Raw genomic sequence first — 21,148 nt, 5'->3', positions numbered from 1 at the left:
GGAACAATAGCACTACAATTTCCCGAATATCGTTGAGCCGAATTAAGGCAAATTCCGGTAAATAGTCATTTTGCTTTGTCTTTGAGTCAATTAAACTGCCGCCTGGCCGTCATGGTTCATCCCTCCAAAGCGTTTTTCCACAATGGTTGTTTATGAAAACCAAAGATCTGATTTTTATATTGATAATTTCCCTGTTCTGGGGAGCTTCTTTTTTATTCATGCGGGTATCTGCACCCGTTTTCGGACCGGTCGCGCTGGTCATGATCCGAATGGTCGCTGCTGCATTCATATTAAGTTTTATTTTTCTATCTGCCGCTAACCGCACTTCGTTGAAGCAAAACTGGAAAGCCATTGCCATAGTGGGATTGTTCAATAACGTACTGCCGTTTGTGCTGCTGTCATTTGCCAGCACCCGACTGGAAGCAGGATTCACCTCTCTGATCAATGCATCCACACCTGTATTTGCCGCCCTCATTGGATTGTTATGGTTAAAAAACCGCATCACCCGCCAACAACTGGCAGGACTTATCATTGGTGTCAGTGGAATTTATGTTTTATCGATCGGGCACTTATCCTTTAAAGCTGGAGGCAGTGGCTGGGCGATCATGGCGGGTCTCATGGCAACGCTTTGTTATGGCTTTGCGATCAATCTGGTCAAATCCCGGCTACAACATGTCAACAGTCAGGTCATTGCTGCCGGCAGTGTTTCCTTCGCTGCGTTAATGCTGCTTGGCCCTGGATTGTGGTTGTGGCCTTCAGAGCCCATCGGATTGATTCACTGGAGTAATGCACTGTTACTGGGATTTTTATGTACCGGCGTTGCGCTATTAATGTTCTATCACCTGGTGGCCAGTGCCGGTGTCATGGCCTCTGCGTCTATCACATTTTTAATACCCGTTTCTGCTATTCTCTGGGGTTATGTGGTGTTGCAAGAAGTCATTACCTTCAAAATGATCATTGCCATGGCCATTACCTTCTTTGGCACCGCTCTGTGCAACCGACTCATTAAATGGCCATTATTTAAAAAATCGGCAGCGGTTCCCTGAGCAGGTTTGTTCTGCCAGACCAGGCCCTAAACATAAAGGAGGCAGATCTGATCAGTCTGCCTCTCTGGGAAAACACAAAGACTGCGGATGTGGATTTCTCTCTTATCCGTGCGTGGCGTAGTACCCAGCGATACGGGAATCCGATCCAATGCGAGCCTGATGCTCAACCAAGCCCGGGGCCACCCGCTGAACAATATCCACCGGTATGTGGTCCAGCGAGCCTGAGCACAGTGAACGTATCTGGACAAACGATCTAATATCGGCCATCGTCAACTGGTTATCTGCGTAATATTCTCCACCACCCCGCTGAAGCAGTTTCTCAAGCCCCTTCAGATAAGTACTCATCCAGCCATCGACCAGTTTTTCACGTGCCAGCTTGAGTTCCTCACCCTGCAACCCAAATGTCCTGACAATATAATGAGTGAGATCTTCAAAGGCCTCCAGAACTTCGTCGCAATACAATGCCTGAACATCGTCCACCGGGTACAACCCTGCCTTCTTACCAATAAAGCGACTCATGGCATTGGACTGTGTGATCTGTACGCCATCGATTTCGAGCACCGGAACTGCATTAAACGGCATAGAGGAACGGAGTTCAGCGAATTCCGGAAATGAGATACGGTTATCCTCAAAATCAATTCCTGCAATGTGAAATCCAATTCGCAGCGGCTCTGCCCGTCCGCCATTGATATCGAAGTAAGTAAGTTTATAGTTTGACATGATACCGCCTTCCATTAGTGTTAGCTGCACAGCATGATTGATCGTCATGTTGATATTGGGAGCACAAAACAGGATTGCCCGCTCTGTCCGGAAAAACAATTTTGCCTGTGCCTGTTATTTTGGCTGGAGACAGGATCATACGCATCGTGATACGTCCTGCAAGATGACTCCGGAAAAAAAGAAGTAACACGAACGGTTTAAGCCTGAATATCATCCTTTCTGGGGGGATATCAGAGACGCGTGGTTACCCAAACCAGCGGTTAATGGCGATAACTGACCAGGTAGTCACCGTCACAACAGACACAAATGCGCCAGAGAATTTTGTTGCGACGGCTTCGTTTGATATGTCGGCGGCTGCACTATTGCAAGTGTGGATGATGTTTCCAGGCCGGCATGGTTCGCATATATTGCCGGGTCTGTTCTTCAGCCTCAGGTCTGGACAGATCCGAACGTTCACTCAGCGCCCACTGCACCATACGCTCAAAGCGCTCTTCAAATGGCTGTAGCTGTCCCTGTTCGTCTACACAGTACTGACAGAATTGACCGTCGTCGATTGGCATTCCACAGCTTTCGCATCGATGTTCACTCATGATGATGTTTCCTCTGTTGAGAAAGTATTGTTTGTGCCGCTACGACCAAAGCTTCCATACTACCGAACAACTGTTGCTGTTGCGCCTCAGGAAGTTGTTGCAGGCTTTGCCGTAACAACTCCCGATTTAATACCTCCTGCAGACGCTGCTGCATCTGACGTCCCTGCTCGGTCAGCCAGATCAATGTCCGACGCCGGTCACGCTCATCTTTGATACGGGTTACCAGACCATGTGCCTGCAACCGATCAATCAATTCACTCATGGCCGACTGGGCCCGGTCAAAATGTCTGGCCGCTTCAGAAATGGTCAGCGGACCGGCTAATAGCAAATGATTCATCACCGCTTGCGACTCCGCAGAAGGATAGTTTTCATGCTTATCCCAACTGGCATGCAAACATCGGTAAACATCACCGTAGAGTTTTATAAACCGGGTTACTGAATCATTTTCTATCATGAGGAGTACCTTACGCCGGAACATTACATCGTCAATCCCGATGTATTTTAGAGAGTCACTGAAAAATGGTCTATTTTGACGCCAGCCGGAGCTTCCCACCCGGCGCCGACGCTATTCTTGTTTTCAGAGACCCTCTCGATCAGCACAAGGCGAACAGAAAAGCCAGAAAGGAATGCCAGCAGTTTACAAGACTGCCCCAATGAAACTTTGCAACTCCGTGGTTTGCGGATTGGCCAGCAGCTCTTTTGCCGGACCACTTTCCCACACTTTACCCTGATGCATGAATACAATGCGGTCACCCACGTCACGGGCAAAGTTCATTTCATGGGTCACCAGAATCAGGGTCATGCCATCCGCAGCAAGCTGCTCCAATACTTTCAGAACATCACCCACCAGTTCAGGATCGAGTGCTGAGGTAATTTCATCGCACAACAACACTTTGGGCGACATGGCCAGGGATCTGGCGATGGCTACACGCTGCTGCTGTCCACCCGAGAGATTTTCCGGATACTGACCAAACTTATCTCTGAGACCCACTTTATCGAGCACATCCAGAGCCAGTTCCCGGGCCTCCTCTTTAGAGCGATGTTTGATTATCCGTGGCGCCAGCATAATATTTTCGCCCACGGTCAGATGTGGAAACAGATTAAAACTCTGAAATACCATACCGACACTTTCGCTGAGTTTACGCACCTGAAACTCATCGGTACTGACTTCTTTGTTATCGACAATAATCGTGCCCTGATCATATTGCTCAAGACCATTCATGCATCGCAGCAGAGTACTTTTTCCAGAGCCGCTACGACCAATAATAGACACCACCTCACCCGCCTGAATATCAAGATCAATACCTTTCAGGACATGTAAGTCACCATAGAACTTATGAACATCACGAATGTTTACGAGCGACATTTAACTTTCTCTCCAGATACTGACTGGCTTTTGATAATGGATAGCACAGTAAAAAATAAATCACAGCAACGATGGCAAACACTTTAAAGGGCTGAAAAGTGGCATTATTGAGCATGGTGCCTGCTTTGGTCAGTTCAACAAAACCGATAATGGACGCAAGCGCAGTACCTTTGACAATCTGTACCGAAAAACCCACGGTCGGCGGAATCGCCACCCTTAACGCCTGGGGCAAAATGACATAACGCATAATCTGGACATAACCCAATCCAAGACAGCGTGCGGCTTCCCATTGACCCTTTGGAACACTTTCCACGCAACCCCGCCATATGTCACTTAAAAAAGCACTGGAAAACAGTGTCAACGCCCAGGCCGCAGCTCCCCAGGGTGAAATATCAATACCCAGCAATCCCAGGCCAAAAAAGGCCAGAAACAATTGCATCAGCAGTGGGGTTCCCTGGAACAGCTCGATGTAGATTCGGGTCATCCAGATCAGTGACCTGCGTCGACTGATACGTAAAAATGTCAACAGCAGTCCCGCCGTGGCACCACCGGCAAATGCAATCAGCGATAACAAAATCGTCCAACGGGCAGCCAGCAGCAGGTTCCTCAGGATATCCCAATCAGTTATCTGCATCATATGGCTTTCTCCTTTCTGGAAAACAGATAATTTCCCAACAAGGCAAATAACACCCGCATCAAAAATGCCAGCAACAGATAAATGCCGGCGGTTACAAAATAGGATTCAAAACTCAGGAAGTTTCTCGACTGTACGAAGTTAGCTGCATAAGTTAGCTCAGGAACAGAAATCTGTGACACCACCGCCGATCCCAGCATCACGATAATGCACTGACTGACGATGGAGCTGTAAACCCGTTCGATGGCCGGTGGTAATACGATCCGGATAAATATCTGCCGGCTTGAGAGCCCCAAAGTTCTGGCGGCTTCTATCTGTCCTTTGGGCGTTACATTAATTCCGGCACGGATGATTTCTGTCAGATATGCTCCCAGATTGATAATCATGGCAATCATACCGGCCTGAACTTCCGTCAATTTGATACCTGCAGCCGGAAGCCCGAAAAAGATAAAAAACAACTGCACAATAAATGGTGTATTGCGTATTACTTCAACATACATTGAGGCAACCATATTGATCGGACGCAATGGGTGGTTACGAGCAGCGGCGCCAAGAATCCCTAGCAACAATCCTCCGACTGTCGCAAATATCGTCAGCTGGACGGTCATCCAGATACCAGAGATCCACACGTCCCGATAATTCAACAGGTCAGCAAAATTAAATTGATAATCCATGAAGCTTCCAGAAAAGGCTCCTACAGACAAACGTCTGTGAAGCCGTCACTTAACGATGAAATTCAGCTACCAGTAAAACGTTTATTACATACTGGCGAGTTCTTTCGGATAAGAGGCTTTCAGCCATTTTTGAGAAATATTTTCCAGCACACCTGCGCTGTATGCCTTGGCAATCAGCTCATTAACCTTATCCATTAACTCCGGTTCACCCTTATGAACACCGACATAGCAGGGAGAATTTTTAAGCATGAACTTGGTCACTGGCATGCGGGCAGGATTACGCTCGGCAATTGACGTGACTACCAGGTTTCCTGTTGCAATCAAATCCACCTGACCAGACAAAAATGCAGAAATAGTCGTGTTATTATCTTCGAATCGTTTCATTGTCGCTGATTCGGGTAATATTTTGGTTAGCTCAATATCTTCAACAGCACCCCGTGTTACCCCAACGGTTTTTCCAGTCAGATCTGTTGCGCTGCTGACTTTGACATCATCGAGACCGAACACACCCAGGAAAAATGGCGCATAAGGCTTGGAAAAATCGATGGCTTTCTCCCGCTCAGGATTTTTACCGAGGCTCGATATCACCAAATCCACTTTTCTGGTTTGCAGGTATGGAATTCGATTGGCACTGGTGACTGGGACCAGCTCCAACTTTACATTTAACTCTTTAGCCAGGTATGCGGCCATATCGATATCGTAGCCCTGAGGTTTTAAATCAGCTCCTACCGATCCAAAGGGAGGGAAGTCCTGGGGAACTGCAACTTTTAGCACTCCGGCTTTTTGAATATCCGCCAACTGGTCCGCCTGAGCCACCTGAAAAAATGTCAGAGAACAGATCACCACCATCGCCAGTTTCTTGAGAAAATACATATCTTCACCCTGTTAAAAGTAATCACCATGTCGGCCCTAAAGCCCCGTTTCGTATTTACCCAGAGCAACCAATATGCCAGCCAGAGAAAAGCCAATGAAATAAAGGTTTCTTAGCCAAGAATCCAATGAAACAATTGATTCATAATGTTTTTTTGCACCAATGACGACCACCTATTGCACCATAATTGCTTTTTTCATCCAGATGGTCAGTTTTCTGCGTCATTGAGCTGGCATCATGCATCCCCCCCAATGTGCCGTTGATGGCAATGATGGTGCAATCTCATTTTAAGTATGCAAATGATGTTAAAACCGGCCCGATTTGAGCATTAGGTCATGATGATTTATCCGGCCTTAGCCAGGTGTTCCAGATCTAACCGGTTGGCCTTTGCTATACTGGGTGACTGAGGACCAGTGGAAATAATGAAATGATGACTGGTTTACATTTTTTTGAGCTGAAAATGGACATACTGACTCTATCGTATGTGACGATTTTGTAGCGTCTTTCTGTTTCTTTAACGAGGATTTTCAAACATGAAAGGAATTTCACTTGTACTACTGATGATAGCCATGGCTTTTGTGTCCTATCTGGTAATGGAGAACGGACAACAGCAGGACTTGGTACTGATCGACAATGCTGATAACAAAGTCGAACAGATTAAGCAGCAAGTTAACGATATTGAGAAAGAGTACGCTCAGAAACTGAAAGACGCGACTAACTGACACCAGCCTGCAGTTACAATTCACCGCTTACACTGAATTCGGGTATGGTCATCCGCTTCAAACTCTGCCTCCAGATCCGTAATACGAACTAATCTGGCAGAAAATTTCGCATGCTGCCGCACCTGCTGATCCAACATTGCCACCAATCTGTTTAACATTGGGAAACCTGTCTCCAATGCATGGGAATGCATATCACCTTTAACAATTTGATTCTGATAATCCCAACTGCCTGCGGACTGATAAGACATAGGGAGCTCAGTATTAATCAATGCATTATAGGCAAATACATCACCGACACTGGAAAATGATCCGTTATCATTCAGAGTCAGATTCCCGGAAACACGGAATTTTCCCTGCTCGGATACAAACGCCGTTTTACATTGCCAGCTGCCGATCAGCAGCTGACGATGATTGAAGACAACTGCCTGTACCGGAAAGCCCGTCAACAATAGCAGGGCAGGTATCAATCGTTTTATCCAGATCATCTCACAGGATCCATTTGAACAACATTTGTTACCACAAAATATGATGGATATAGTTTTCCACCCTTCACAGCACATTCGAAAACCGCGACATTTATTAAGAAACCGGAATGTTCGACCATAAAAGCCGCAAAGCATCTTTTTAAACTTGAGGTCACGTTAACCAAAAAATTTCTGCTTTCCAATAAATCGTTCTCTAATGCTGACTACTGCAAAATCAATCGACTATTTAGCAAGCAAAACTCCACGCCGTTTACAGATAGCCAGACTACTCGCGAAATCCTGCCAGTTCGGCACTGCTGTTAGAGGCTATGAATTCAATAATCTCAAAATCGGCAATATCCGCCTTGAAGAATGGATCCTCAGCAACTATCGCCTGCATTTGTGCCATTGACTCCGCTTTAGCCAGGATGACACCACCGGTTCTGGGTTGTTTTCGTCCTGACAGTAAGAAGTGCCCGGCCTGGTAATACTCCTCGATATATTTCATGTGTGCCGATATATGAGGCTCAACCTGTGATAGATCCACTTTATATTCAATCGTTACAACAAACACTTCTGTCTCTCCGGTAATAAGGCCTGAATAGACCCGAAACCTCATTGGATCGGGTCAAACTATTTAATGGTTAAAACCAATCTCATATATGAACTATTCACGAGATTATCATTTGCATTCTACATTTGCTCGGTGTTACAAAGTAGACATAAAAATTATGAATAATCGCTGACTGACCGTTCTTTTACTTTTATCGGGTGAATGCAAAGGAGACAATCCAATGACCGACACCCTCCGTCTTTCTTTACTTCAGCAGTTTGTAGCGGTAAGAGCTGCAACCGAAGAATTGATCAGCAATCTGTCTGCTGAAGATATGGTGGTGCAATCCATGCCGGACGCCAGTCCAACCAAGTGGCATCTCGCACACACAACTTGGTTTTTTGAACAATTCATTTTAAAGGACTATCTGTCCAACTACACAGAATTCGAACCCGACTACAACTATCTGTTCAATTCCTATTACGAAAATATCGGCAAACGTCATGCTCGTCCTATGCGCGGTATGTTAACCAGACCCGGTATCGACGAAATTCTCGCTTACCGGGAGGCCATAAACGAAACAATCATTCAATTGCTGGACAGTCATCATAGCAAGCATAAGAGAATTGAAGAACTGGTCACCCTCGGGCTGCATCACGAAATGCAGCATCAGGAACTGCTGATGACAGATATTCTGCATGCTTTTTCATTAAACCCATTACTGCCAGCGCTTAACCCAGACCGTTACGACGAACCGGAAACATCGGTGGAGGCTCTGAGCTTCCATTCGTTTGAACCGGAGCTGACCAGCATCGGTGCTCATGGAGATGAGTTCTATTTCGACTGTGAAGGGCCCAGACACAGCGTATATGTCCATCCATTTGCTCTCGCCAACCGACCGGTCAGCAATCGCGAATGGCTGGACTTTATTCATGACGGAGGTTATCAGACTCCAACCCTGTGGTTATCAGATGGCTGGCATCAGGTTCAAAAAGAACAATGGCGGGCTCCTTTATACTGGCAAAAAAATGAAGGTCACTGGCAACAGTTTACGTTGTCAGGATTACTCGATATCGATGCGGATGCACCGGTCTGCCATATCAGCTACTTCGAAGCAGATGCTTTTGCCCGATGGGCGGGTTATCGACTGGTCACAGAACAGGAATGGGAAGTGGCTGCAAGACAACACTCCCCCAACGGTAATTATCTGGAAGCACAACGCTGGCGGCCATCATGTTCTGCCGGTCAGGGACTGGTACAGTTGTATGGAGATGTCTGGGAATGGACCGCCAGTCCTTATTCCCCGTATCCAGGTTTTAAAATCGCCGAAGGTGCCGTCGGCGAATACAATGGCAAATTCATGTGCGGACAATATGTACTTCGGGGAGGTTCGTGTGTAACGCCTGCCATGCAGATAAGGCCCAGTTATCGAAACTTTTTCTACCCACACCAGCGCTGGCAGTTTACCGGAATGCGTTTAGCCAAGGATCTATAACCATGCAAACCAGTCAATTCGCAGTTACCGAAGGGGATTTCCGCAGCCTGTTCATAAGAGATGTCCTGGACGGACTGCAACAGCCACAGAAAAGCCTGCCTTCCAAGTATTTTTATGACAGTCAGGGCTCTCAATATTTCGACCAGATATGCAGTCTGAACGAATACTACCCTTACCGAACAGAACTCTCCATGTTGCCGGATGTGGCCAGAGACCTTAACAGCATATTGCAGGACCCATGGGAAATAGTGGAGTTTGGTGCCGGATCTCTGGTCAAAATAAGATTGTTATTGCAGCAACTTGATAACATTGAACATTATGTCCCTATCGATATTGCCGGTGATCATCTGCGGCAGGCCAGTGATCGGTTGCAACAGGAGTTTCCACAACTAACCGTACTGCCCATAGAAGCAGACTTCACTCAGCCAGCGCCGCTGCCTGAAACGCTGCCCCTCCCAAAACTGGGCTTTTTTCCAGGTTCAACCATTGGCAACTTCAGCCCGGAACAGGCACAGTTTTTTTTATCCAACATTCGCCAGTCTCTGGGAGACCACTCTCGTCTGCTGATTGGAGTGGATACCAAGAAAGATCCAAGTGTTCTGCATAATGCCTATAACGATAGCATGGGAGTGACCGCAGCCTTTAATCGTAACATCCTGAACCATATCAATCGTATTTGTGGCGCCGATTTTGATCCTCAGGCATTTGCTCACTATGCGTTTTATAATCCTGTAGCAGGCCGCATTGAGATGCACCTGATCAGCACTCTTGCGCAGCAGGTTAGTATTGATGATCAGATGATTGCCTTTTCAGAGGGTGAAAATATTCATACCGAAAATTCCTACAAATATACGCCGGATGAATTTTTGGCGTTGGCAGCGACAAGCGGGTGGGAGAGAGAAAGGATATGGCTGGATAAAGCACAAATGTTCAGTGTTTTTCTTCTGAGTGCACGCTAAGCTTAAGTTAACTGGAGAATATGAGACCCCCGATCATCTGACCGGGGATCAGTGTGATCCGTCAGATACCGACCCGCATTTGCAATTCGTTCTGCTGGCTACTGATTTTATAGCCTAGCTCTTCCGCAAGCGACAATATACCTGGATGCGCTTTCAGGACACTATCGTCAATCGGAATCTCTTCCAACTCCATGAGCTGATTATCCACCATTAAATTACTCGGATGCAGATTAACCTTACAATCGAGGAAATGACCAAGCTTCTGCAATGTCCGGCTATTTAGCAGTTGGCTATATGGCAGATCAAACCAGTCCTCATCCGGCCAGGACGCTTTATATTCTTTGGCCTGGGCCTGTACTTCTGCCCAAAAATAGAGATTTTTCTCAATCGGACTGAGTCTGTGCCATTTGGAGCGATACTCAGGCAGCTTGGCCTCTGCGCCAAATGGGTTAAACAACTCCATTTCAGACAACCTCAGAAAAGCCCCTTTTTGTAACCAGAGACATGCAGTAGACATAGGATTACGATGCAAATGGATAACTTTGACATCTGTTTGCAGAATGTCTTTATACCACGACAAATGCCGCCAACTCTGATATCCGCATTCAACATACTTGCCTCCACGATTAATGTGATCGCGAATTTCTGTCAAATGTCCGAGAATCTTATCAGCGTTGACCGTAAGCGGAAGTGAGGGTGAGTTTTCCATTGGCATGTAATCTTGCGAAAGCGGTTCATGCGTTACCCAATACTGTTTGGGCAACAACTTGGTAAGACGGTGAGACAGCCACTGAGTACCACAGCGACCTGTTGACAAGATAAACCAAGCGGACATAAATGATCCTTAATGATTTGAGAGGGGTTACAGGAACCACTGGAAACAGCCAGATCAACCTTGCCAGTTATTCTTAATACAGGAACACCTCGAACCCTGTAATAGACCTGGCAACAAATATTGACCTGTTCTCAGCACACCTCCAATCATTATAGGAAAGTCAAAAAAAAAAGTACGCTTAAAAACCTACTACGTTGGTATAGGAAAAATAAAAAAATCGTTTTCATACGCAGCAATTTTGATTTATATCAGCTGTTATCGTCTCTGATATTTAAATTTCAGAGACAAAAAAAATAGTTGTCAGAGATATTATTTTCCAGCTATAGTCTATAAACATTTTATTTTTATTTTTAGAATTTTATGAAACAGCAGTTCATTCTGATTATTAACGTAATCCTGGTCGTGGTGGTCCTACCATCGCGGGGGTTGTCGTTGCAGAATTGAACTGACAGATAAATTTTTAAAACCCCCGCTTCGAGAGAACCGGGGGTTTTTTTATGCACTGGTTTTTTTCGTAACGGGCTTACCACACCATGGGAGTTAACAATGAACGGTGCACAGTACATTCTCAAAACCCTGCAGGAACAGAATATTCGTACTTTATTCGGTTACCCCGGTGGCTGCATCATGCCACTGTATGATGCTTTGGCAGACTCTGAACTGGAACATGTTTTATGCCGCCACGAACAAGCCGCCGCTTTAGCAGCAAACGGATATGCCCGAGCGTCCGGCAGGCTTGGAGTGGTTGTCGCAACTTCCGGGCCGGGGGCCACTAATCTTGTGACCGGTATCGCCGATGCTTTTATGGATTCCATTCCAGTATTGGTGATCACCGGTCAGGTAAACAGTCATCTGATCGGTAGTGACGCATTTCAGGAAGTGGATGTATTAGGCATGACGATGGCTATCGTCAAACACTCTTATCTGATCACCAGTGCGAATGAACTCGAATCAACTGTTATAGAAGCTATTCGTTTGGCGACATCCGGCAGGCCCGGTCCTGTCTGGATAGACATTGCCAAAGATGCACTGATGGGAGAAATGACCACAAAATCCGTAATCAAGCCAACTAATTCCCATGAAAAAGAACACAATGTTGATCTGACTTCTCTGCAAAATGCAGTGGAGATAATCAAAAAAGCCCAACGACCACTGCTGTACAGTGGCGGAGGCGTCATGTCCGCCAACGCTTTGGATGAGTTCAGAACCTTTGCAAACCAACTAAACATTCCTCACGTGGTCTCACTCAAAGGGATTGGTAACCCGGGCCTGTATGGTGCATTAAATCTTGGAATGCTGGGCATGCATGGCTCCAGAGCCTGTAATGAGTTGATAGCGCAATGTGATGCATTGATTGCGATTGGAGTGCGTTTCGATGACCGTGCGACCGGTGCTGTCAAACATTTCGCCACCAATGCCGATATCATTCACATTGATATTGACCCGGCAGAATTTCATAAAAACAAGCGGGTGAGCTGTACCCTGCGTGGCGAAATGAAATCCATATTACGGCGGCTCTCAACTGCCTTTCTGTCAACTCTGAACATACAACCCTGGCGTAATCACTGTCGGGCAATGAAGCATCAAAAAGGTCTGATTCCGCAAAATCTTTCAACCGATAGCAACACCATCGCCGGACCGGAATTTCTGACGGCGTTGTCTGCAGTCAAAAAAACACGCTCAATCATCAGTTGTGATGTTGGCCAGCATCAGATGTGGGTTGCACAATATGTCGATTTCGACCACCCCCGCCAGCATCTCAGCAGTGGCGGTCTGGGAACCATGGGTTTTGGTCTGCCTGCTGCCATTGGTGCCTGCTTTGCCAGACCAGATGCTCAAGTTATAAATATCTCAGGTGATGGGTCTTTCATGATGAACATTCAGGAGCTGGCAACAATCCGCCGCCACCAACTGCCAGTTAAGATCATCATTCTTGATAACCAGCACCTGGGCCTGGTACGCCAACAGCAGGAGCTGTTCTATCAGGGGCGCTATAGTGCGGTGGATCTGTCAGACAATCCCGATTTTACGGAAATTGCCCGTGTTTTCGGGTTCCATGCGTTACAGATTCACAATCGCTCGCAGATAGGCCCTGCTCTGGATACATTGTTATCATGCCAAGGGCCGGCCATGCTGCAAGTTCATATCAATACTGACAGCAATGTCTGGCCGATGGTAAAGCCTGGTGGTGCAAACCATGAAATGCTGGAGCCAGAACAGTTCAATGGAAGTGCCGCATGAACCCGAAACATCATGAATTCCACTGTCAGATCAGTTATCAAACGGGTGCTATTGAGCGATTGTTAAGAGTCATTCGGGTAAGAGGGTTTGTGATCAAACAACTGAGCCTGGAGCATGTGGGAAACCACTACTCTCTGAAACTGACTATCAGCGGTCAACGCTCTCCCGATAATCTGTTGTGGCAATTGAAAAAGCTGGTGGAGGTTCGACAGGTCAGTTATCAATAATCATGGAAACAGTGACACACAGAGCCCCGTGTCACTGTTTTCCGGTAATACTCACAGACGAAACAGACCGATATCCTTCCGCAGACGCTCGCTTAGTTGATTCAACTCTTTAGCCTGCTTGGCACTTTCTTCGGCAACATGAGCCAACTCTTGCGATGCCGTATGAATGTTCGTGGTGTTTTGATTGATCTCCGCAGTCACCGATGTCTGCTCTTCTGCAGCGGTAGCGATCTGAGTCGCCATTTCGTTAATAGTCGAGATGGCCGAACGTATCTCAATCAGGCTGGCGTTTGCGGCATCGGCATCCTGAACACTTAAACCTGCCAGCTTATGACTGGCCTCCATACTGCTGACAGCCTGTCTGGTGGATTTCTGCAGCACCTCGATCATGTTCTGGATTTCTTCAGTCGAGGCATGCGTCCGTTGTGACAGCACTCGGACTTCGTCAGCCACAACAGCAAAACCGCGCCCTTGTTCCCCGGCTCTGGCGGCCTCAATCGCAGCATTCAGAGCCAAGAGATTGGTCTGCTCCGCAATACCGGAAATAGTGCCCAGAATCGAGCTGATCTGCTGCACATGCTCATCAAGATCACTAATGACCTTGCTGGTACGGCCGACTTCATCTGCCAGTTTATTAATACTTTCCTGGCTTTTTTTGACCTGCTGCTGGCCATTGTCACTAAGCCTTACAGCGTCATCCGATGTTTTGGCCGTGGTAGATGCATTTCCGGCAATCTCCTGAGTCGCAACCGTCATTTCATGAACGGCCGTCGCGACCATAGTAATCTCTTCCTGCTGCATATGAATTTTCTCAGCACTCAATGTAGCAGACTGATGCGTACTGTTGGCCTGGGTAACCAGAACATCACCAATGTCTCGCAGACTGGAGATGATACCGTGTAAGAAGCCCACAAAGCGGTTGAAGTTATTCGCCAGCATACCAATTTCATCATCAGAACTGGTGATAATACGTAGCGTCAGATCACCATTACCATCGGCAATATTCTCCAGACCACCGGATACTGTTTTAATATCGGTAAACAACCAACGTACCATAAGCAAAATACCCACAGTCGCCACAGCCAGAAGACAAACCACAATAAGGACAATTTTAACGGTCAGAGCCCGTAATGGTTCTGCAAGTACCAATTTTTGCATCACCAGCACCAATACCCAATCCGTTGTGGGTACCGCATCAAGATAAACCAGAGTCTTCTGGCCAGACACAGATACATCATATATCTGCGGAGTCCCACTCATTCGGGTTAATGAGCTGGAAGTAAATTGCTCATTCAGCGTATCCGGTGTTTTCAGGATCAGGGATTTGTCTGGATGAACAGCGATTACATCGCGCTTATCCAGCAGCATGGCGTATCCGTCACCCATCACTTTCAAATTAACGATATCTGACAGGATTTTGTCCATATAAAACAAGCCGCCAATTGCCCCTCGGAACTGTCCATTAATAATCACCGGCGCGACAAACGTAATGGCGAGCTTATTCCCGGTAACCGCAATATATGGTTTTGTGATCAGCGGCTGGTTAGACGTTTTGGCAGCCATGTACCAGTCACGCACGCGCGGATCGTATCCAGCTTTATCGAGGCTCGGATCATGCCGATACATGGTGCCATCTTCCAGGCCAATAAACGTCAATGCAAACTCACCGCTGGTTTTGCCTTGATTGAGCACATCCAGGGCAATCTGATGATCCAGCGTACCATTATTGTTACGTATGTTTACTTCCAAAGCATGACGCATGGCTGCCATAGTGGAATGACGATCTTCTGCCCAACTTTCCAGATAGCGTCTGAACGCACCCGCCTGGGCATTGGTCTCCGACAGAATTGCATCGTCTCTTGCGCTATCCAGTTGACTGTAAGCAACCCAACCAAGAGAGATGGATATAATGGAAATAATAAAAGCCGATGCCACAATCAGCTTGCTTTGCAGCGATAAATTCATGGTGATCACCACTATTGCTCGTTAAAGTCCATGCAAAGAACACCCCTGCATTCATGTTTCAACAGCTGGCAACGTGAAATATAAACAGGTGTACCAGTGCCGTAATTCTGATTTTCGGACCGGCCAGAGATATAACCCGGCCGACAAATAATCGATTCTCTTTAGAGCTTAGATCATTCTTGTGAAAACAGGATTGCAGCATAAAAATTTATCATCATAACCGCTCTCACATCACATTAAATAAATGGCTTCAACTCATAGACAATGACATAGAAGAGATATGTCAGTAACGGGCACTGAAATAAGTCTGTTATATGTTTTTCATCTCAAAAATACTGGGATCGCCGGACTGGGTGAACCCTATCCGCTGCAAATATTGCTCATGTGCCTGATGCCCGCCAAGCGTTTCGATGCTATTCACACCTGCCTGCTTAAGTCTTTCCTTTAAGGTCAAAAATACCACTTCTGCATTTTTATAATCGCGAAATTCCGGTGAAACATAATCCAGTTCAATCCAGGCTTTTGTTTCTCCATTCTTATCGAGCAACTGATAAGCAAGCAAACCACAGGGTTTGAGATTTCTGAAAGTGATGATCAGCTGGCATTCTTTTAACTTGTGAATGGAAAAACGGCTAAAGAACCGTTTGATATCATTTTGATACTGACCCACAAACAATTGAGCCAACTTGCTTTTGTCATAATTGAGATCCAGTTCAATCAGCGAGAACTGGTCTCTCTGGCGATATAATAACCACAAATAAAAAATATCAACCGCCGCGATCCACCCGTTCAGAAAAAAAACCGGCCAGGCTTTAATCAACAGACCATAGGTTGCAAATGTCGAAGAACCAAAAAGATTGATCCAGCGAAGCTTTTTGAGATTCGACATCATTAAAGAGATTGCGACTAGCATAGAGCCAAAATAACCGAATAGTTCAAGCCCGTTCATAGTATTTTACCTGCATTTGAAAACGCGCACATTGTGTCGTCAGGATAAGATTAAGCAAGCATTTTCTGACCATATGGTCAACATAGATCAATAATCCGAATACAACCCTGACAGGGTTCTGCTTTGGCGCCAATCGCTGCATTTCTCCGGCGCCTGACGAATAGGTATACGGCGTCCGACCACCAGCGAATACTGGTAAACTTTAAAAGTGATGTAATTTGGCGTCCGGTTGTCATTCATAATATGCCAAGCCTGACTGTCGAGCTCCCGTGACCACAGAGGATAGCCTCCTGTTTTATAACTACCGCTCAGACAGGTTAAAAATGCAAAATCATTGAGCGATACCACATCAAACCGCTCTTCCAGAGAAGTAAACTGTGGCCCAGTGCAGGAAGTTACGAGGCACAGGACACCAAAACCGATAATACTGACCTTGTTGCGCGGCTTCATATTCGCCCTTTCTCACATGCATATCTGCAATATCGGCCATCAGAGTAAAATGTTTACTATCACAACCTCTAGGCGTGATCACGGCCGCTATTACAGATTAATTTCGCTCTTACTCTCCTGAGATATGACAAGAAACGATATCATTGCGACAGGTTATTCATTTTATTGTTCCCTCGAGGAGGTCTCAGTGTCCAACCGAAGTTACCCGTTCACTCGCATGCGCAGAATGCGTGCAGATGATTTTTCCCGTCGTTTGATGCGTGAAAATACATTGTCTGTCGATGATCTAATATATCCGGTATTTATTCTTGACGGGACACAGCAACGCGAAGAGGTCAGCTCCATGCCCGGAGTCGAACGCCTGAGCATTGATTTACTGGTTGAACAGGCTGAATCATGGGTTGCTTTGGGCATACCTGCTCTGGCTCTGTTCCCGGTGGTCGATAGCGCCCACAAATCGCTGCTGGCGGAATATGCTTATGATCCTGAAGGCCTTATCCAACGCGCCACCCGAGCTCTGAAAGCACGCTTCCCACAACTGGGTATCGTTACTGATGTTGCGCTTGACCCTTATACAACCCATGGTCAGGACGGCATCATCGATGAAAAAGGGTATGTCATCAATGACATTACCAACGAGGTCCTGGTCAAGCAGGCTCTCAGCCATGCCGATGCCGGTGCGGATATTGTCGCTCCCTCAGATATGATGGATGGCCGTATTGGCGATATTCGCGTGGCACTGGAGGATACCGGCCATCATAATGTTCGTATCATGTCCTATGCTGCCAAGTATGCCTCTTCATTTTACGGGCCTTTCCGCGATGCCGTCGGCACCGCTGGCAATCTGGGCAGCGGCAATAAATATACTTATCAAATGGACCCGGCAAACTCCGATGAAGCACTGCATGAGGTCGAAATGGACCTGAATGAAGGCGCGGATATGGTTATGGTCAAACCGGGCATGCCCTATCTGGATGTGATTCGCCGGGTCAAGGACAACTTCGGGGTTCCCACTTTTGCTTACCAGGTCAGCGGTGAGTATGCCATGTTACAAGCCGCAGCAGCCAACGGCTGGTTGGATCTCGACAGTGTCATGATTGAATCGCTCGTAGCATTCAAACGGGCCGGAGCCAATGGCATTCTGACGTATTTTGCCGTTCGGGCGGCGGAATTACTCAAAAACCAATAATCACCGTAACGAATAATCCAATCGGAATTATTATCGCGTTAATAGTGTTTACCAGGGCAGTTGACGGTCAATGACCGGAAACACTGCCCTATTGGTTTTTTTTGTTAAGGAGCTTCTGAATAATGTCAGAGAGGAAACCAGGCCAACGAAAACATGCAAAAAAAGAGGATTTTATAAGCCATAATCGTCTGATTTCAGCGGATTTTTAACGCCGTGCTGGCAATATGAATAATTTCATTCAGAGGCTCCTTCAATAAATTGGTATTGAAAGTTGAACTGATTAACCCTATGTTTGACCTCCACCCTGAGTTAAATGATTTTTATCAGCAATCTCCCTGCTTTTTTAATAACGGTGACAAGAACATGAGTGATGCAATTATTAAAGTAACCGACGACAGCTTTGAACAGGACGTACTGGCTAACGAAAAGCCCGTGCTGGTCGATTACTGGGCAGAATGGTGTGGTCCATGCAAAATGATCGCACCTGTTCTGAACGATGTGGCTGAAGACTATGGCGACAAGCTGGTCATTGCCAAACTGAATATCGATGAGAACCCCAATACTCCACCTAAATATGGCATCAGAGGAATCCCAACCCTGATGATTTTCAAAGGTGGCAACGTGGTTGCTACGAAAGTAGGAGCACTGTCAAAATCCCAATTAATGGAATTTGTTGATAGCAGTATCTGACAGATCATGGAAAAGGAGCATTTATGCTCCTTTTCCAAAAAAAAATGCATTTCTGTCTGGACAGCCTGCTTCTCTCTCTCTATATTGTGCTTATAACTATTTCTGATTCCTCGGCTTTCTAGCCGAATATCCCCCTTAACTATTTCTAATCCTTTTTTAATAACAAATAACTAGTATCGCATTCCTATGAATCTCAGTGATTTAAAAACCAAAGCTGTACCCGAACTTCTGGATATTGCTCAAGAAGCTGGTCTGGAAAACATTAACAGAACCCGTAAGCAGGATCTCATCTTCGCCATTTTGAAAAAGCATGCCAAAGGCGGCGAGGATATTTTCGGAGACGGGGTGCTCGAAATACTTCAGGATGGCTTTGGCTTCCTTCGTTCAGCCAGCGCCTCTTATCTGGCCGGCCCGGATGACATCTATGTTTCACCGAGTCAAATCCGTCGCTTTAATTTAAGAACAGGCGACACCGTTGCCGGTAAGATCCGCCCACCGAAAGAAGGTGAACGATATTTCGCGTTATTGAAAGTCGACACCATCAATCATGAGACTACCGAAAACGCCCGCAATAAAGTTCTGTTCGAAAACCTTACCCCTCTCTTTCCTCAGGATCGCCTGGTACTCGAAGCCGGTAATGGCAGCTCAGAAGACCTTTCCGGCCGGATCCTGGATCTGATCGCACCGATTGGTAAAGGTCAGCGTGGTCTGATTGTTTCGCCACCAAAGGCCGGTAAAACGCTCATGCTGCAACATGCCGCACAAGCAATTGCCAGAAATAATCCAGAATGTTATCTGATGGTGCTACTGATCGACGAACGGCCTGAAGAAGTGACCGAGATGCAACGCTCAGTGCGTGGTGAAGTCATTGCTTCTACGTTTGATGAGCCGCCATCACGTCACGTTCAGGTTGCTGAAATGGTGATCGAAAAAGCGAAGCGTCTGGTTGAACATAAAAAAGACGTTATTATTCTGCTGGACTCCATTACCCGACTGGCCCGTGCTTACAACACCATTGTGCCTTCCTCAGGAAAAGTACTGACAGGTGGTGTGGATGCTCATGCCCTGGAACGCCCAAAACGTTTCTTTGGTGCAGCGCGTAACATTGAAGAAGGCGGTTCGCTGACGATCATTGCCACAGCTCTGGTAGATACTGGCTCCAAAATGGACGAAGTTATTTACGAAGAGTTCAAAGGCACCGGTAACATGGAAGTGCATCTGGACCGGAAAATTGCTGAAAAACGAATTTTCCCAGCTATCAATATCCGTCGTTCCGGCACCCGTCGTGAAGATATGATGATTGATCAGGCAGAGCTGCAGCGTATCTGGATTCTGAGAAAAATTCTCAGTGATATGGAAGATGTTCAAGCGGTTGAATTCCTCATCGATAAGCTGAAGTTATTCAAAAACAATGACGATTTCTTCCATAATATGAAAGGATAACATCCTCCATATTGTCATAAATTCCGCAGTCTGCTTTTATGCGTTTGAGTAATGTCTATCTCATTCGCCATGGCGAAACGGAGTGGAATCGCGAAGGCCGTATTCAGGGGCACAGTGAATCCACTCTTTCAAACCAAGGCATTATCCAAACCCGAAAGGCTGCGGTGCAGTTAAAAAACATTCCATTTGATCATATCTATTGCAGCAGCAGTCTGCGTACTCGCCAGACACTGAACATACTGCAACCTCACCTGTTCCCTAACGCCATAATCCACTTTGAAGATGCCCTGCGGGAAATTCATCTGGGGCACTGGGAAGGCCAACTACACTCTGAAGTCCAGGCTACTGAACCTGACAGCTATCACAATTACACAAACAGGCCGGAACTTTTTTCCATCGTCGATGGAGAAAGCTACACCGAATTACAGCAAAGGGCGTGGAACTGGTTTACAACAATGCTTCATAGCCAGCCATTCAGCAATGCCCTGATAGTTTCCCACGGCGTCTGGATTCGCACCCTGTTAGCCAGGGCCATCAATCTGCCAATCCATAAACTACACCAGATACCACGCTTACAAAACTGCGCTATTCGTATCATCCACATCGATGACAACCTGACCCCTTCCCTGGATCCGGTAAACGGTATGAAACAGACCCCATACACAGCAGACTGATAATCATTCCATTTATCAATCAGTCCAGATAATCAAACAACGTTCCTTTTTACTCTTCATCCTCGTCGATCTTAGTAACAGGAGTCACACTTTCAGGTACCTGGATCAGATCAATCGTCATTAGGCGGGAAGCTGTTTGATCCGCTCGACAGATTCTGGAAGAATCAGTACCACTTAAGACAATGATGACACCAGGATAGTGTCCAGGGCTTTCTAAACATGAAATGGCCTCTAAAAAAAAGGCCTGTCTTTGTGCTGAATATAATCTGTCTCGAGCAATAGCAGTACTTCAATTATTTGCGGCATGTTAACAGCCGCTTTTCGAACAGAACTTTTATCGGCATCATAACCGTCCGTATTTTCAGAGGTTAACAGGATTTCTATGGGAGTA

23 protein-coding genes are annotated in these 21,148 nt (G+C 46.4%); 10 read left to right on the top strand and 13 right to left on the bottom strand.

From position 1 onward, the window contains the following. The first annotated feature begins 152 nt into the window (after positions 1 to 152). Entirely contained in the window at positions 153 to 1,046 is an 894-nt protein-coding gene (locus tag YC6258_RS07145) for a DMT family transporter (protein ID WP_044616407.1), read from the top strand. 102 nt (positions 1,047 to 1,148) lie between these two features. On the opposite strand, the gene YC6258_RS07140 is transcribed toward YC6258_RS07145, so the two are convergent. The 7 genes from YC6258_RS07140 to YC6258_RS07110 form a co-directional block, all read right to left on the bottom strand. Then, positions 1,149 to 1,766 (bottom strand): glutathione S-transferase family protein, encoded by a 618-nt coding sequence (locus YC6258_RS07140; protein ID WP_044619826.1) that lies wholly within the window; start codon positions 1,764 to 1,766, stop codon positions 1,149 to 1,151. 359 nt (positions 1,767 to 2,125) lie between these two features. Continuing rightward, the gene (locus YC6258_RS07135) at positions 2,126 to 2,356 is read right to left on the bottom strand and encodes a zinc ribbon domain-containing protein (RefSeq protein WP_044616406.1); all 231 of its coding nucleotides are present in this window, start codon (positions 2,354 to 2,356) and stop codon (positions 2,126 to 2,128) included. Beyond that, a complete protein-coding gene (locus YC6258_RS07130) occupies positions 2,349 to 2,810 on the bottom strand; it encodes a MarR family winged helix-turn-helix transcriptional regulator (RefSeq protein WP_044616405.1) in 462 nt (153 codons plus the stop codon). The genes YC6258_RS07135 and YC6258_RS07130 overlap by 8 nt, the downstream gene beginning before the upstream one ends. A 183-nt stretch (positions 2,811 to 2,993) precedes the next feature. Next, entirely contained in the window at positions 2,994 to 3,722 is a 729-nt protein-coding gene (locus YC6258_RS07125; protein ID WP_044616404.1) for an amino acid ABC transporter ATP-binding protein, read from the bottom strand. Further along, on the bottom strand, positions 3,700 to 4,359 hold the full coding sequence (locus YC6258_RS07120) for an amino acid ABC transporter permease (RefSeq protein WP_044616403.1): 660 nt from the start codon (positions 4,357 to 4,359) through the stop codon (positions 3,700 to 3,702). Before YC6258_RS07120 ends, YC6258_RS07125 begins: the two co-directional genes overlap by 23 nt. Next, entirely contained in the window at positions 4,356 to 5,030 is a 675-nt protein-coding gene (locus YC6258_RS07115) for an amino acid ABC transporter permease (protein ID WP_044616402.1), read from the bottom strand. The genes YC6258_RS07120 and YC6258_RS07115 overlap by 4 nt, the downstream gene beginning before the upstream one ends. An 84-nt stretch (positions 5,031 to 5,114) precedes the next feature. Further along, complete coding sequence (locus YC6258_RS07110) at positions 5,115 to 5,903, bottom strand: transporter substrate-binding domain-containing protein (protein ID WP_044616401.1); 789 nt, start codon at positions 5,901 to 5,903, stop codon at positions 5,115 to 5,117. A 531-nt stretch (positions 5,904 to 6,434) separates the two neighbouring features. Between YC6258_RS07110 and YC6258_RS07105 the strand changes: the two genes are divergently transcribed. Beyond that, entirely contained in the window at positions 6,435 to 6,623 is a 189-nt protein-coding gene (locus YC6258_RS07105) for a hypothetical protein (protein WP_044616400.1), read from the top strand. A gap of 20 nt (positions 6,624 to 6,643) precedes the next feature. Here the strand turns inward: YC6258_RS07105 and YC6258_RS07100 are convergent, their stop codons facing one another. Both YC6258_RS07100 and YC6258_RS07095 read right to left on the bottom strand, forming a co-directional pair. Then, positions 6,644 to 7,108, bottom strand: a complete 465-nt coding sequence (locus tag YC6258_RS07100) for a hypothetical protein (RefSeq protein WP_044616399.1) — start codon at positions 7,106 to 7,108, stop codon at positions 6,644 to 6,646. 265 nt (positions 7,109 to 7,373) lie between these two features. After that, complete coding sequence (locus YC6258_RS07095; protein WP_044616398.1) at positions 7,374 to 7,661, bottom strand: YciI family protein; 288 nt, start codon at positions 7,659 to 7,661, stop codon at positions 7,374 to 7,376. A 220-nt stretch (positions 7,662 to 7,881) separates the two neighbouring features. Here YC6258_RS07095 and egtB point away from each other — a divergent pair, with 220 nt between their 5' ends. Continuing rightward, positions 7,882 to 9,135 (top strand): ergothioneine biosynthesis protein EgtB, encoded by a 1,254-nt coding sequence (gene egtB / locus YC6258_RS07090; protein ID WP_044616397.1) that lies wholly within the window; start codon positions 7,882 to 7,884, stop codon positions 9,133 to 9,135. 2 nt (positions 9,136 to 9,137) lie between these two features. After that, positions 9,138 to 10,094, top strand: coding sequence for an L-histidine N(alpha)-methyltransferase (egtD, locus tag YC6258_RS07085; protein WP_044616396.1), 957 nt, complete (start codon positions 9,138 to 9,140; stop codon positions 10,092 to 10,094). Between the two features lie 61 nt (positions 10,095 to 10,155). Here the strand turns inward: egtD and YC6258_RS07080 are convergent, their stop codons facing one another. Further along, positions 10,156 to 10,929 carry a sulfotransferase family protein gene (locus YC6258_RS07080; RefSeq protein WP_044616395.1) on the bottom strand — a complete coding sequence of 258 codons (774 nt, stop codon included), beginning with the start codon at positions 10,927 to 10,929 and terminating at the stop codon, positions 10,156 to 10,158. Between the two features lie 546 nt (positions 10,930 to 11,475). Here YC6258_RS07080 and ilvG point away from each other — a divergent pair. Then, positions 11,476 to 13,170 (top strand): acetolactate synthase 2 catalytic subunit, encoded by a 1,695-nt coding sequence (gene ilvG / locus YC6258_RS07075; RefSeq protein WP_044616394.1) that lies wholly within the window; start codon positions 11,476 to 11,478, stop codon positions 13,168 to 13,170. Continuing rightward, positions 13,167 to 13,397, top strand: coding sequence for an ACT domain-containing protein (locus tag YC6258_RS07070; protein ID WP_044616393.1), 231 nt, complete (start codon positions 13,167 to 13,169; stop codon positions 13,395 to 13,397). The genes ilvG and YC6258_RS07070 overlap by 4 nt, the downstream gene beginning before the upstream one ends. A gap of 51 nt (positions 13,398 to 13,448) precedes the next feature. Here the strand turns inward: YC6258_RS07070 and YC6258_RS07065 are convergent, their stop codons facing one another. The 3 genes from YC6258_RS07065 to YC6258_RS07055 form a co-directional block, all read right to left on the bottom strand. Next, positions 13,449 to 15,362, bottom strand: coding sequence for a methyl-accepting chemotaxis protein (locus YC6258_RS07065; RefSeq protein ID WP_044616392.1), 1,914 nt, complete (start codon positions 15,360 to 15,362; stop codon positions 13,449 to 13,451). A 310-nt stretch (positions 15,363 to 15,672) separates the two neighbouring features. After that, entirely contained in the window at positions 15,673 to 16,311 is a 639-nt protein-coding gene (locus tag YC6258_RS27125) for a hypothetical protein (RefSeq protein ID WP_052830127.1), read from the bottom strand. 87 nt (positions 16,312 to 16,398) lie between these two features. Then, positions 16,399 to 16,761 carry a hypothetical protein gene (locus tag YC6258_RS07055; protein ID WP_044616391.1) on the bottom strand — a complete coding sequence of 121 codons (363 nt, stop codon included), beginning with the start codon at positions 16,759 to 16,761 and terminating at the stop codon, positions 16,399 to 16,401. A 187-nt stretch (positions 16,762 to 16,948) separates the two neighbouring features. Here YC6258_RS07055 and hemB point away from each other — a divergent pair, with 187 nt between their 5' ends. From hemB to YC6258_RS07035, 4 genes are all read left to right on the top strand, one after another. Beyond that, the gene (hemB, locus tag YC6258_RS07050; protein ID WP_425402632.1) at positions 16,949 to 17,950 is read left to right on the top strand and encodes a porphobilinogen synthase; all 1,002 of its coding nucleotides are present in this window, start codon (positions 16,949 to 16,951) and stop codon (positions 17,948 to 17,950) included. A 363-nt stretch (positions 17,951 to 18,313) separates the two neighbouring features. Further along, on the top strand, positions 18,314 to 18,640 hold the full coding sequence (gene trxA, locus YC6258_RS07045; RefSeq protein ID WP_044619823.1) for a thioredoxin TrxA: 327 nt from the start codon (positions 18,314 to 18,316) through the stop codon (positions 18,638 to 18,640). 186 nt (positions 18,641 to 18,826) lie between these two features. Then, complete coding sequence (rho, locus tag YC6258_RS07040) at positions 18,827 to 20,083, top strand: transcription termination factor Rho (protein WP_044616390.1); 1,257 nt, start codon at positions 18,827 to 18,829, stop codon at positions 20,081 to 20,083. Positions 20,084 to 20,121: 38 nt separating this feature from the next. Continuing rightward, entirely contained in the window at positions 20,122 to 20,757 is a 636-nt protein-coding gene (locus YC6258_RS07035; protein ID WP_044616389.1) for a histidine phosphatase family protein, read from the top strand. Positions 20,758 to 21,148 lie beyond the last annotated feature (391 nt).

Origin of the sequence: Gynuella sunshinyii YC6258 (genome assembly GCF_000940805.1) — a bacterium.
In the GTDB taxonomy this organism is placed as follows: Bacteria; Pseudomonadota; Gammaproteobacteria; order Pseudomonadales; family Natronospirillaceae; genus Gynuella; species Gynuella sunshinyii.
The sequence above is the reverse complement of the archived record's forward strand: the minus strand, read 5'-3'. Positions and strand labels throughout refer to the sequence as shown.